Genomic DNA, 13,158 nt, shown 5'->3' on the forward strand with positions numbered 1-13,158 from the left:
GAGCCTATTTTCAGCATACAAAATGGTTTCCCACAAGTATTGTAAACGCCCTCGCAGAAAACGCATAAACCCACAAACTGAAAACTAGCACATGGCTATTTTATCGCAGGAAGAAGCCAAGAAAATCATTGACAAGGTTTTGAGTTATTCCAAAGCCGACGAAATGAAAGTTGAATTAACCGGAGGACGATCGGGCAATATTCGCTTTGCTCGTAACTCGGTGTCCACCGCTGGCGCAACCAATAACCTCTCGTTGTCCGTAACGGTGGTGTTAGGCAAACGAATCGGTACGTCTGACATCAATGAGTTTGACGATGCCTCGCTGGAAAAAGCGGTCCGCCGGGCCGAGGAAATGGCCCGGCTGGCACCCGAAAACCCGGAATACATGCCCATGCCGGGGCCGCAAACCTACGCAAAACCCCAGGCTTTTGTGGAGACGACGGCCAACATGAAAGCACCGGATCGCGCCAAGCTGGCCGGTGCCAGTATCAAATCCATCATGGCCAGCCAGTTGAGTGGTGCCGGATTTCTGGAAGATTCGTCCAGTTTTAATGCCATTGGGAATAGCAAAGGGTTATTCGGCTATCATAAAAATACCAGTGTCAATTTTTCCCTGACCATCCGAACGCCCGATGGCACCGGATCTGGCTATGCGGCCGGTGACTACAACGATGCTACTAAACTGAATACAGGCTCGTTGACTGATATTGCTATTCAAAAAGCAAAAGCATCGCAAAAGGCTGCAGCGCTGGAGCCAGGAAAATATACGGTCATTCTGGAACCGTTGGCTGCCGGTGAGTTGGTCCAATTTATGATCCGTGCGATGGATGCCCGCACCGCCGACGAAGGCCGGAGCTTTCTGAGTAAAAAAGGGGGTGGAACCCGGCTCGGCGAAAAGCTGCTCGATGAGCGGGTAACCATTTATTCCGACCCTACAGATGTGCAGATACCAAGCTCTCCATTTTCGGCCGAAGGTTACCCCCACGAAAGAGTAACGTGGTTTGATAAAGGAGTCGTAAAAAATCTGTCGTATTCAGCCTTCTGGGCGAAGCAAAAAGGGGCAAAACCACTACCAGAGCCGTCGGGATTTGTCATGACAGGCGGTACACAATCCTTAGCCGAATTGATTAAAGGGACGGAAAAAGGCATTCTGGTCACCCGATTCTGGTACACCCGCTGGCTGGACCCGCAAACGTTGCTGTATACCGGCCTGACCCGCGATGGGACCTTTTACATCGACAAAGGCCAGATCAAACATCCCGTTAAAAACTTCCGATTCAACGAAAGTCCGGTTATCATGCTCAACAACCTGGAAGCCCTCGGCATTCCGGAACGTACGCGGGGCAATATGGTTCCCCCCATGCGAATTCGTGACTTTACGTTCAGCAGCCTTTCCGACGCGGTTTAACTCACTCTTTATCAATCCTTCTCTTTTTATTACCAATGAAAAAAATTACCGGACTAGTCCTGTCGTTGTTTGCAGGAACGATGCTTTATGGCCAGACGAGGGCTCAAAACCCGGAAGCGTCTCAGATTACCGCGTTGCAACGGCAAATCGCCGGTATGCAGCATCAATTCGATGCCCTCGATAAAACGATCGACGATCTTACCTGGAGCCAACGTCTGGGCGACGCCGTTCTGGTCGACAAAGTCATTATTACTGGTCCACCACCAGCCGTCATCAAAAACCCGACTGGCCAGGGAGCGAAAAATCCGGTTCGTTTTTCGGCCTATGTGTTCATTCCTTCCAGGATTGACCCGTCGAAAAAATATCCGTTACTGGTGCTACCGCACGGCGGAGTACATAGCAACTTCAATACGGCCTATGCACACATCATCAAAGAACTTACCGCTCAGGAATATGTAGTTATTGCGCCCGATTACCGGGGTAGTACTGGATACGGCCAGGGATTCTATCAGCTCATCGATTACGGCGGACTGGAAGTAGAAGACACCAAAAGCTGTCGGGATTACATGCTGCAAAACTACGATTTCATCGACAAGAAACGGGTTGGCATATTGGGCTGGAGCCACGGCGGTATGATCACGCTGCTCAATCTATTCAATTACCCTTCCGATTATGCAGTGGGCTATGCGGGTGTACCCGTAAGCGATCTCATCGCCAGAATGGGCTATAAAGGCCAGAGCTATCGCGATGCGTATTCGGCGGATTACCACCTTGGCAAGTCGGCCGATCAGAACGTCGAAGAATACAGAAAACGTTCTCCGGCCTGGAATGCCCAGAAACTCCAGACACCGCTGCTCATTCATACCAACACGAATGATGAGGATGTAAACGTGCTGGAAGTCGAACATTTGATCAAATCGCTCAAAGCCGAAGGGAAAAAGTTTGACTATGAGATCTATAAAGAAGCGCCGGGCGGCCACACATTTAACCGGATCGATTCGTACGGAGCTAAAGAAAGCCGGATGAAAATCTATGATTTCCTGGCGCAATACCTGAAGCCCAACAAGAAATTTAAAGACGTAAAAGAACTTATCGAAGCCAGCTACTTCCCGAAGCAAGGGAAGTGATCAACTCAATAAAACAGGGAATCGTACGGTTGTGATGGCTTTACTGGTTTGTAGCCATCACAACCGTACGATTCCCTGTTTTACGCTATTTTCGGCCCTATTACACGACCAGTAACAGATCGCCGGATTGTACTACTAGTTCCATAAATACGCTGAAGGCAATGCCCATGTCTTTCTCTACGGCGAATTTGATCACCTTCATCGATCGGACCATGTGTTTCTTGATCGCGCTACTGGATACGCCCAAAATCTGAGCTGCTTCATCATAACTCTTGTCCTGCTGTCGGCACAGTTTAAATACGGCACGGCTTTGCGGAGGCAATGAATCCAGAACGGTCTGTAGAAATTGCTGGTATTCTTTTACCTGCAGTTTTTCTTCCGTATCATTTTTCGACACGCAATAACTCCGAAGAACTTCCCCTTTGATGCGGTCTTCTACGGCCGCACGTTTAAGCACATTAAAGGTGTGATTTTTGGTAATCGTAAACAGGTACGACTTAAACGAATTGATTTCCTGTATTGCCCATCGCTCTTCCCAGATTTTCATGAATACCTCCTGGCAGATGTCATTCGAAAGCTCACTCGATTTTATGAACTTGTAGATGAACCGATAAATACCAGGTCGATAAAAGTCGTACAGTTTATTAAATGCTTTTTCGTCGCCAACAGAAATCTGATTTAGCAAAATACTTTCGTTTGAAAAAGTCATCCCATGAAGTGAGTTAAGTTGTTAGAGGTAACGGTTCTTGCGATTTAGGTTGACTAGATAGGCGAACGATAAATGGTAGGACAATCAACCTGAGTAAACTCTTGTGATTATCCTAAAAAACCACATTTACTTAAAATTTAATTTTACATTACTATCAAATATAAAAATATTATTCGCAAAATATATAGATTTCAAAATATAAAACACAGGTTTTAATGGATAAACAGGTTGCTCAGGTTCTCAAATCACTGGTATATTAGTAAAGTACAGGGAGGGGAAACTATCAATCCGTTTGTTGGGTCAGATCAGGCTTAATTTCGCACGTATCGATTAGTAAGGCCAACTAATCGGTGTCTTTGGTCAGTCTGTCTATTTGCACTTATTTGAATTGATAATAAGTGCAAATTCAGGTCTCTAATGAATGAGATTAGATCGAAACCAGAAAGCGAACTTACTTTGTCGGTTCGCTTTTTTTACTGAACTTCTTGTAAGTATGAAACCCATTGCGTTACCTTTGTGCTATGATTTCAACTAATCAATATCAGTCCTGTTGTTTACTCTGCCAATGGCAGGGCAGGCTATGTATTGACTAACGGATAGATCAACAACATAAAAGCCCCTGCCATCCGTGGTGGGGGCTTTTGCATACAGAAATATGGTCTCGCTTGGGGAGTAAGATGCGGTGATTTCGACGCTCGCTATCCCTACAGTTAGAGCAGACGGCAAATCTGTTAGTTAAGGCTGAGTAGAGGGTTGGCGGTTGCCGTCCGAACCATACTAAGCTCATTCAATGGTTCGTTGGCCAAGTGGTAAGGCAGAGCTCTGCAAAAGCTCCATCCCCGGTTCGAATCCGGGACGAACCTCTACAAATAATATCTTGTTACTGGATTGGCTAGCCATTGACAGGTAAGCATTCATATTGCCGGATCGTACAGCGGTTAGTACAGCTGACTCTGACTCAGCAGACCTTGGTTCGATTCCAGGTCCGGCAACCAAGACGCAATACTCCTCCCTTACCAATAAAATTGGTATACCAGTAATCTAAAGCTTCTTTTGTGAGTTAGACACTCCGATCCCTGATGTGGATCATTCGCCATACGACAAAGGGTCGTGTATCTAATCGGTAAATTTCGTTACACGACTAAAGTTGCCGGGCATGAAGACTTATAGGCCAGGCTTTTTCTATCCGTATACCATTCGTAAGGCTGGCAGGTATGTTAGAACAGGATCACACTCTCACATAGTTACTTAATAGAGGAAATATACAATAGATTATTTAACAAGAAAAAGATCAGTAAACTACCTCCTGCCCGTAGCCTCATTTTAAAGCAAATAGGGCGAATTATAGAACAATTTCGCTATTTCATTGTACTGGTAGTTGATTTGAATGATCAACAATCTAGTCATGAAAATGCTTCCATTACAGGTTTTGTTAGTCGATGATGATGACGAGGATCGCCAACTGATTCGCGAAGCTTTAACTACGGCTATTGATCATATCCTGATTGAGGAAATGGCCACTGGAGAGGAGCTAATAAAATGGCTGGCACATCGAAGAAGCCTGCCTTCAACGGAGATGCGTAAGGAGAGTGCTTTGGTGACCATCATTCTTCTGGATATGCATATGCCTAAGCTAACAGGTCTGGAAACACTGCAATCCTTAGGCGACACGAGAGATCTGGCTTACATGCCTGTGGTCCTGTTAACTTCGTCAATAAGCGAACCGCTCAAGCAGCAAGCCTATGAACATGGCATTCATTTATACATGGTAAAACCTGCAGGGGCCAGCGGCTTTTACCGGGTTGTAGAAGCCGTTAAGCTGTGTTACCGGGATACGCTACGAATGCGGGACCAAAACGCCTTAAGTTAATTTAAGGTGCATATTGGGCTTGTGTCAACGGCTCTGGTTTCATTGGGTTCGCCCTGTTTTCAGTATAGAAAAAATTGTATTCTACAGTACTGATTTGGGCATTGGCTACCTGATCAAAAGTAAAAGTAGTAAATCAGGCAGGCGGGCCAAATGATCAAAATGGTTTGCCATTCACCCCTATATCAGATGTGATCCGCTCATTTTTAGGCAAATATGTATGCAAACGAAAAGCCGCCAACATGACTGAAGGCGGCTTAACCAGTTGATTTTTACTGAGCCAGTGGAGGGATTCGAACCCCCGACGCGCTTGCGCATCCTGATTACAAATCAGGCGGAATCGACCGCTATCCGACACTGGCAATCCTCTTAAATTCAGCGGCCAGATGGCCTATCTCCGAATTGTGATGCAAAAGTAGTGCTTTCGAATGTAAACTGCAAGTTCCAGTCTCAAATTTAGTGTTCCAATGAAAAAAACCTTGGAACACTAAATGACACTTACGCCTGCGCTACTCGTAACTGATGGCGTAAATCGTCTAGTTGCTTCTCAGCATCAGCAATTTTACGGTCGATTTCAGCCCGAAGTTTGTCAGCATTCTTCGAACGGGCAAAAAACTCAATATTGTTCCGATAGGTAGCAATGTCGTTTTCAATGGATGTAATGCGCCGACGAATATCGTTCTCACGCTTGTTACCTCCGCTATCGCGATCACCACCCCGATTGAAATCCCCCCGGTCGCGACCACCAGAACGCGTCACTTCAGCTTCGTTCTGGAGCATAACCCGCTCTTTGTCTTTAGCCGGAATTTTACCTGTCGACCCAACCAGTGCGTTGACTGCATTGATATAGCGTTTCTGGGTAGACTGCATGTCTTTCTTCGGTACGAATCCAATAGCATTCCACTCTTTTTTGAACTCGTTTAGTTCAGAGAGGTCAGCATTTTCATTGGCAGCGGCTTCAATACGCTCAATCAACGTTATTTTCTTCGCAAGATTTGCTTCAAACTCGCGTTCCGTTTCCTGATTTTTCGAGCGTTTTTTATTGAAGAAAGCATCACAGGCAGCCTTGAACCGATCAAAGATCGAGTTCTTTTGCTTTTCAGGCACCTGACCGATGTTTTTCCACTGGCGTTGCAGTTCGATTACCGTCTGCGTGATTTCGGGCGACTCTTCACCCGAAGCCAGGATTGCTTCTACCTGTTCGCAAAGCTCCGTTTTAGCCCGCAGGTTTTCTTCCCGCTTGCTTTCCAACTGCTTGAAAAATTCCCCTTTGTTGTGGAAGAACGTTTTCAGCGCAGCCCAGAACTTTTTGCTCAGTTCTTTGCCCTCATCACGGGGCATTGGTCCTTTTATGGCATTCCAGCGATCCTGAAGAGCCATTACGGCCTTCGTCTTATCGTTCCAGTCGTTAATGCTGTTCGAGCTGAACGACGTAAGAGGGATTAGTTCTTCGTAAATCGCCGATTTTTCTTCGTATAGCTGTGCGGATTCTTTCCGTTGCTCATTGGTCTGATCCCGACGCTTGTCGTACAGCACATCAAGAGCAACTTTCATCCGGCCCCATAGCACTTCCTGTTCAGCCTTAGGAGCCGGACCGATGTGCTTATATTCTTCGAACAAGGCGTTGGCTTCGTCGATGGTCTGCCGCGTTACCGACGTTTCCTCAGCAGCTTTTGCCATTGCCTCAACTTTCTCGATCACCTCCGCTTTTAGCGTAGCGTTGCGCTTACGGTCCAGTTCTTTTAGCTCAAAATAGATATTCCGGTTGCTGTAGTATCGATCAACAAGCGCGTGATACGTAGCCCACAGAGTAGCATTATGCGGGGAATTCATATTCCCGGCGGCTTTCCACTCGTCCTGAATTTTTTTGAACTCGTTCCAGCTTACTTTAGGATCACCGGCATTGTTCTCGTCGGTTTCAACCAGTTCACGCAAGCGGGTCAGCAGCTCCGTTTTCGCAGCAAAATTGGTATCTTTTGCCTTATCTAAATTCTGGAAATAGGTGTTTTTCTGGCTCTTGATCAGCTTATACAGCTCATCAAACCGCTGAATGGTCTCGTCATATTTATATTCGAAACCCTCATCAGCACCCGTTTCAGCAACATATGCCTGCAAAGCAGCCTCGCGTTCGGCCCGTTTCATCTGGTCGAACAACGGCTTAACTTCTTTAAGCACCTGATCGGCCTTCTTGAAGTCGCCAGGGGTAACAGCCGCTACACTGATCGTTGCCAGTTGCGTTTCCAGCAGATTGACGAAATCCTGTTTCGAGAATTGGCTGTAATCTACCGATGAATGAATCGATGCATCGTCCTCTGCGTCGGTGATGTCGGCATATTGAGCCGTCACTTCATCACTGACAGGAGGCTCCGAAGCCACTACATCCGACTCTACAGCTGTTTCTTCGGATGCTGGAACCGCATCGTCTATAGTCGCTTCCTGCGCTAGTTCAGCTACAGGCTCTTCAGCAGGAACCTCAGCAACGGCCGGTTCTATCTCAGCTTCAGCGATTGGCTCATCCGTCTTCTCGACGGAGGCTTCTGGCTCATCCTGCGATTCGGCTGCCGACGTATCGGTAACGTCGGCAGGATCAGCTGGGGTAGGCACTTCTGACGTGTCGATAGCCTCAACTGGAGCAACCTCGGGAACTGTATTGACAGCGGGGATGTCGGTAGATGTTAAATTGGTGTCGTCGGCACCAGCGGGTTCGGGCTGTGTTTCAGCCATTGAAACTTCCGCCGATTCGGACGTAGTTTCCGTACCCTCGACTTCCGGTGTGGATTGCGTCGTGGTATCTTCGGGAGTATTAACTGCCAGCTCGCCGGTAGCCTGATTATTGGTGTCTGGCTGCTGGTTAATTTCCTGTTCTTGGTTTGCCATGTTGGGAACGTACCGATTACTTTTGCAAAAGTACGACAATATGCGGATTTTCCTGTATTCCAGCCATTGAAAAGCCGTTAAACCACCCTAAGTGTATGCCATCAACAATCAGTGACTTACGTAAAGAATATTCGCTAAACGGTTTGGATACAACTGATGTTTTATCTGACCCGATCGCTCAGTTTCAAGTCTGGTTTAATGATGCACTAGAGGCTAAGGTTCCTGAGCCAAACGCTATGTACGTCAGCACCGTTACAGCAGATGGCCGACCCGATGGACGGATAGTTTTGCTCAAAGGTGTATCGGAGGATGGCTTCGTCTTCTTTACGAATTATGAAAGCCGTAAAGGTCAGGAACTTGCCAACCATCCGTTTGCCACGCTTACCTTCTTTTATCAGGAACTCGAACGCCAGATTCGCATTGAAGGTCAGGTTGTAAAGGTGAGTTCCGACGAATCCGATGCCTATTTCAGCAGTCGTCCGCGCGGGAGTCAGATCGGCGCGTGGGTATCACACCAGAGTTTGGTGATCGAGAGCCGCGAGGTGCTGGAAAATCGCCAGCATGAGCTCGAAACACAGTTTGCCGATGGGCCCGTGCCGCGCCCATCCTATTGGGGCGGCTATCGGGTCATTCCCGATGCGATTGAATTCTGGCAGGGGCGCCCCAGCCGACTCCACGACCGAATTCGCTATCGGAAGGAAGCCGAAAACTGGCTCATCGAGCGGCTAGCCCCCTAAAGAATGGTGGGCGTAGGCTACTGGATACCAGTTATTGACGACCCGATTATTTTTATGCCGATCATCTACCATGCCGCATTTACAAGCCAGATACGGTAAGATTTGACAATTGGTTGCTTTCTTGGGCAAGATTCTCCCTTTCTACTCTTCTCTATGACCGGCAAAAAAGCCAAAGTCCAACCGGCAATTTCGAAGCGAACTCTATTTAGTGTCATTTCGGCCTCATCGGTCGGAACGCTCATCGAATGGTACGATTTTTACATTTTCGGCAGCCTGGCCGCTATTCTGTCGTCACAGTTTTTCCCGAAAGATAATCCCACAGCGGCTCTTCTATCGACGCTGGCAACCTTTGCGGCCGGATTCATTGTTCGGCCGTTCGGTGCACTTGTTTTTGGGCGATTAGGTGATCTGGTCGGTCGGAAATATACGTTCCTGGTAACGCTCGTACTGATGGGTGGCTCCACGTTCGCCATCGGGCTCATTCCTGGCTATGCAACGATTGGTTTCTGGGCTCCCCTTCTGGTGCTATTGCTCCGACTGATTCAGGGGCTGGCGCTGGGGGGTGAATACGGTGGAGCGGCTACATACGTGGCTGAGTATGCACCCGAAAATCAACGGGGTTATTATACGAGTTTTATCCAGACAACTGCCACCCTGGGCCTTTTCGTATCACTGGGGGTCATTCTGATCACCCGGGAATTGTTGGGTGTCGAAGCGTTTGCCGACTGGGGCTGGCGGGTGCCTTTTATATTGTCTATTCTGTTAGTCGGCGTTTCGATTATCATTCGGATGCGCATGGCCGAATCACCCTTGTTTTCGAAACTAAAAACAGAAGGCAAAATCTCGAAAAATCCGCTGGCCGAAAGCTTCGGTAAGAAGCAAAACCTCAAAATGGTACTGCTTGCTCTATTTGGGGCAACGGCGGGTCAGGGTGTAATCTGGTATACGGGGCAGTTTTACGCCCTGTCATTTATCCAGAAAGCCTGTAATGTCGAGTTTGTTCAGTCCAACGTTATTGTCGCTGTAGCCTTGCTGGGCGCAACACCATTCTTCGTTATTTTCGGCGGGTTGTCGGATCGGATCGGACGCAAGAACATCATGCTGGCGGGTATGTTATTAGGGGTCCTCACCTATCGCCCGATCTACGATAAAATGTATAGTCTGACTGATCTAACCACCAGACAGGAGTTGTCAGACGCACAAACCATCAGCCGTAAACTGGCGAAACAACCAAACGGCGATTTACTTACGACGTCAACAACGTCGCATTTCTATTCGGATGGACTGATTGCGAAAGATATTGAGAAAACAATTGCGACCAGCAAGGCGCCCAATTCGCCGTCCAAACCAGAGCTGACGAAAGCCGTAGTACTCCCCTCACGCAGCTTTTGGCTGATGATATTCCTGGTATTTATTCAGGTGCTCTACGTAACGATGGTCTACGGACCAATTGCGGCTTTTCTGGTCGAGTTATTTCCGACCCGAATTCGCTATACATCGATGTCGTTGCCCTACCACATTGGCAATGGCATTTTTGGCGGACTTACACCTTTTATTGCAACGGCCCTTGTTGCAACGGCAACGAAAGCGAACGAAGTGGCACCAGGATCAGTCGAAAAACCATACCTGGAAGGGCTCTGGTATCCAATTTTGGTAGCTGGCGTTTGTTTTGTGATTGGGCTATTATACCTGAATAACAAACGGTACACGACTGCGGACGATTGACTTTCGGACTGAACACAGGCTCCTCAATAACGAATCATTTTATCGAGCACTAGCCTTATTCATACTCCTTTTCATTCTGTATTTTCCATTTTCACACTCTTATGGATGCAATCAAAAAATACCTGGGCATAGTCTGGATTCTTCTTGGTGTATATGCAGGCTACGACCGAATCACCGATAGTCTGACAAAAATCGCCAGTGACAAACTCGAAGACCGTGTTTTCGGCTGGGTGGTACTCTGTGTGCTCGTACCCATTGTCGTTGGCGGGCTAATTCTATTTGGCACATATGCCTGGCAAGAGGAATACGACGAATAAGTCGGTTGCTCAGCCTTCCGACGCACTTTTTATTCATTCACCTACGACTGTCTGCAAAGCTTTACCTGAAGCCTTAAGGACAGTCGTAGGTGTTTTAGTATGATTGTTCCGTTTGCTCTGATCGTCCGAAAACCAGTTGTACCGTTTGGTTATACCACAAGTGGGCGGTGGCACGCTTCCGAGCGAAACCCTAAGAGGAAAAACTACAGGAACTGAGCACAAAAAAATTACTTAATCATATTTTAAAATATTTTAATATATAAAATTTTAATTTTACCGGCATTGCGTGGGTTCAACAGGCCTGAAAGCACTTTCGAACATCACGATTCGTTAAGCTTGATAGTTTTGTTGAATTGCCTTTGCCTATATAAACTTTACTTTTACGGCGCTATTCGTTCTTTCACTATTTTACTATTTGATTATGCGTATCCGAACCTTTGACGAATACAAAACTGCATACCAAAAAAGTGTCGAAGATCCCGAGGCCTTCTGGGCTGAGGTTGCTCAGAATTTTCAATGGCGCAAACCCTGGACCAAAACGCTGCAATGGAACTTCACCGAACCAAACGTCAAGTGGTTTATTGGCGGAAAACTCAACATTACGGAAAACTGTCTTGACCGACACCTTGCTGAACGGGGCGACCAGCCTGCCATCATCTGGGAACCTAATGATCCAAATGAGGCCGGGGTAACACTAACGTACCGGATGCTTCATGATCAGGTTTGCCGGTTTGCCAATGTATTGAAACGGAATGGCGTCGTTAAAGGCGATCGTGTCTGTATTTACATGCCCATGGTGCCCGAACTGGCCATTTCCGTGTTGGCCTGTGCTCGTATTGGTGCTATTCATTCGGTCGTTTTTGGAGGGTTCTCAGCCCAGAGTATTGCCGACAGGATCAATGACGCCCAATGCAAAGTGGTTATCACGGCCGATGGCGCGTATCGCGGCAACAAGGAAATTCCACTGAAAAGTACCGTCGATGATGCGCTGATCGGTTGCCCAAGCGTTGAGAAAGTAATTGTGCTGACTCGTACCCGCACGCCGGTTTCGATGCTGAAAGGCCGCGATGTATGGTGGGAACAGGAACTCAAACAAGTCACTGCCGACTGCCCGGCCGAGGAAATGGATGCGGAAGACATGCTGTTCATTCTCTACACGTCCGGCTCTACGGGTAAACCGAAAGGCGTTGTTCATACCTGTGGAGGGTACATGGTCTATGCAGCCTATACGTTCCAGAATGTATTTCAGTATGAAGGAGCCGGGGACACGGCTGCCCAGGTATTTTTCTGCACGGCTGACATCGGCTGGATCACGGGGCATAGTTATATCGTCTATGGTCCGCTAGCTTCCGGAGCAACTTCGCTCATTTTTGAAGGAGTCCCCACCTACCCTGACTGCGGTCGATTCTGGGACATTACGGACAAGCATAAAGTCAATATTCTTTATACGGCTCCTACGGCGATTCGCTCGCTGATGGGATTTGGGCTGGAAAAAGTCGAAAACCATGACCTGAGTAGTTTGAAGGTATTGGGTTCCGTGGGTGAGCCTATCAACGAAGAAGCCTGGCACTGGTACGATGACAATATTGGCAAGAATCGCTGCCCGATTGTCGATACGTGGTGGCAAACCGAAACCGGTGGCATTCTGATTTCGCCACTGGCTGGTATAACCAAAACGAAACCGACCTTTGCGACACTACCACTACCCGGTATTCAGCCGATTCTGGTGGACGAGAACGGCAAGGAAATCGAGGGCAATGGCGTAAGCGGAAATCTGTGCATGAAGTTTCCCTGGCCGGGTATTCTGCGCACCACGTACGGTGATCACGAACGATGCCGTCAAACGTACTTTGCGACCTATCCGGGTCTGTATTTCACTGGCGACGGTTGCCTTCGCGACGAAGACGGCTATTATCGCATTACAGGCCGGGTAGACGATGTCCTGAATGTGTCGGGCCACCGCATCGGTACGGCAGAGGTCGAGAATGCAATCAACATGCACACAGGCGTGGTAGAGAGCGCAGTGGTCGGTTACCCGCACGACATCAAAGGTCAGGGAATTTACGCCTATGTCATCACCGATCAAATGCCAGCTGACCACGATGCCGACCTGACCAAGCGCGACATTCTGGCTACCGTAAGCCGGGTTATTGGCCCTATTGCCAAACCCGATAAAATTCAGTTCGTAACGGGCTTGCCAAAAACGCGCTCCGGTAAGATCATGCGCCGGATTCTGCGCAAGATTGCCGAGGGCGATACGGGCAACCTGGGTGATACATCGACACTGCTCGATCCGGCTGTAGTTGACGAGATCAGGGCGGGAGCAATATAAAATTCATCCTGCTAACGTAGGAAACATAGCACAACAGCCGGGCCAATTGGTCCGGCTGT

Annotated in this window: 9 protein-coding genes and 3 tRNA genes; 9 read left to right on the forward strand and 3 right to left on the reverse strand. The window is 47.9% G+C overall.

What is annotated here, in order from left to right; all coding sequences use genetic code 11:
• Positions 1–91: 91 nt before the first annotated feature.
• Both GJR95_RS08655 and GJR95_RS08660 read left to right on the forward strand, forming a co-directional pair.
• On the forward strand, positions 92–1,408 hold the full coding sequence (locus GJR95_RS08655) for a TldD/PmbA family protein (RefSeq protein ID WP_162385500.1): 1,317 nt from the start codon (positions 92–94) through the stop codon (positions 1,406–1,408).
• Positions 1,409–1,443: 35 nt separating this feature from the next.
• Positions 1,444–2,535, forward strand: a complete 1,092-nt coding sequence (locus tag GJR95_RS08660; protein WP_162385501.1) for an alpha/beta hydrolase family protein — start codon at positions 1,444–1,446, stop codon at positions 2,533–2,535.
• Positions 2,536–2,635: 100 nt separating this feature from the next.
• On the opposite strand, the gene GJR95_RS08665 is transcribed toward GJR95_RS08660, so the two are convergent.
• On the reverse strand, positions 2,636–3,244 hold the full coding sequence (locus GJR95_RS08665; protein WP_162385502.1) for an RNA polymerase sigma factor: 609 nt from the start codon (positions 3,242–3,244) through the stop codon (positions 2,636–2,638).
• 792 nt (positions 3,245–4,036) lie between these two features.
• Between GJR95_RS08665 and GJR95_RS08670 the strand changes: the two genes are divergently transcribed.
• From GJR95_RS08670 to GJR95_RS08680, 3 genes are all read left to right on the forward strand, one after another.
• A tRNA-Cys gene (locus GJR95_RS08670) sits at positions 4,037–4,107 on the forward strand.
• Between the two features lie 57 nt (positions 4,108–4,164).
• A tRNA-Gln gene (locus GJR95_RS08675) sits at positions 4,165–4,239 on the forward strand.
• Positions 4,240–4,649: 410 nt separating this feature from the next.
• On the forward strand, positions 4,650–5,114 hold the full coding sequence (locus GJR95_RS08680; RefSeq protein ID WP_162385503.1) for a response regulator: 465 nt from the start codon (positions 4,650–4,652) through the stop codon (positions 5,112–5,114).
• A 275-nt stretch (positions 5,115–5,389) separates the two neighbouring features.
• Here GJR95_RS08680 and GJR95_RS08685 read toward each other — a convergent pair.
• Together GJR95_RS08685 and GJR95_RS08690 are read right to left on the reverse strand one after the other, a co-directional pair.
• Positions 5,390–5,473, reverse strand: a tRNA-Thr gene (locus tag GJR95_RS08685).
• Positions 5,474–5,609: 136 nt separating this feature from the next.
• A complete protein-coding gene (locus GJR95_RS08690) occupies positions 5,610–7,988 on the reverse strand; it encodes a DUF349 domain-containing protein (protein ID WP_162385504.1) in 2,379 nt (792 codons plus the stop codon).
• Between the two features lie 95 nt (positions 7,989–8,083).
• Between GJR95_RS08690 and pdxH the strand changes: the two genes are divergently transcribed.
• The 4 genes from pdxH to acs all read left to right on the forward strand — a co-directional run bounded on the left by pdxH (position 8,084) and on the right by acs (position 13,099).
• On the forward strand, positions 8,084–8,725 hold the full coding sequence (gene pdxH / locus GJR95_RS08695; protein WP_162385505.1) for a pyridoxamine 5'-phosphate oxidase: 642 nt from the start codon (positions 8,084–8,086) through the stop codon (positions 8,723–8,725).
• A gap of 153 nt (positions 8,726–8,878) precedes the next feature.
• Positions 8,879–10,450, forward strand: a complete 1,572-nt coding sequence (locus tag GJR95_RS08700; RefSeq protein WP_162385506.1) for an MFS transporter — start codon at positions 8,879–8,881, stop codon at positions 10,448–10,450.
• A 101-nt stretch (positions 10,451–10,551) separates the two neighbouring features.
• Complete coding sequence (locus tag GJR95_RS08705) at positions 10,552–10,767, forward strand: DUF6814 family protein (protein WP_162385507.1); 216 nt, start codon at positions 10,552–10,554, stop codon at positions 10,765–10,767.
• 421 nt (positions 10,768–11,188) lie between these two features.
• Positions 11,189–13,099, forward strand: coding sequence for an acetate--CoA ligase (acs, locus tag GJR95_RS08710; protein ID WP_162385508.1), 1,911 nt, complete (start codon positions 11,189–11,191; stop codon positions 13,097–13,099).
• The last annotated feature ends 59 nt before the right edge of the window (positions 13,100–13,158 follow it).

The sequence above is a fragment of the Spirosoma endbachense genome, assembly GCF_010233585.1.
GTDB classification, from domain to species: domain Bacteria; phylum Bacteroidota; class Bacteroidia; order Cytophagales; family Spirosomataceae; genus Spirosoma; species Spirosoma endbachense.

Bases quoted from the DNA above. Each gene is read 5' to 3' on its own strand.
- GJR95_RS08655 (WP_162385500.1), top strand. From the start codon at position 92: ATGGCTATTTTATCGCAGGAAGAAGCCAAGAAAATCATTGACAAGGTT.
- GJR95_RS08660 (WP_162385501.1), top strand. From the start codon at position 1,444: ATGAAAAAAATTACCGGACTAGTCCTGTCGTTGTTTGCAGGAACGATG.
- GJR95_RS08665 (WP_162385502.1), bottom strand. From the start codon at position 3,244: ATGACTTTTTCAAACGAAAGTATTTTGCTAAATCAGATTTCTGTTGGC.
- GJR95_RS08680 (WP_162385503.1), top strand. From the start codon at position 4,650: ATGAAAATGCTTCCATTACAGGTTTTGTTAGTCGATGATGATGACGAG.
- GJR95_RS08690 (WP_162385504.1), bottom strand. From the start codon at position 7,988: ATGGCAAACCAAGAACAGGAAATTAACCAGCAGCCAGACACCAATAAT.
- pdxH (WP_162385505.1), top strand. From the start codon at position 8,084: ATGCCATCAACAATCAGTGACTTACGTAAAGAATATTCGCTAAACGGT.
- GJR95_RS08700 (WP_162385506.1), top strand. From the start codon at position 8,879: ATGACCGGCAAAAAAGCCAAAGTCCAACCGGCAATTTCGAAGCGAACT.
- GJR95_RS08705 (WP_162385507.1), top strand. From the start codon at position 10,552: ATGGATGCAATCAAAAAATACCTGGGCATAGTCTGGATTCTTCTTGGT.
- acs (WP_162385508.1), top strand. From the start codon at position 11,189: ATGCGTATCCGAACCTTTGACGAATACAAAACTGCATACCAAAAAAGT.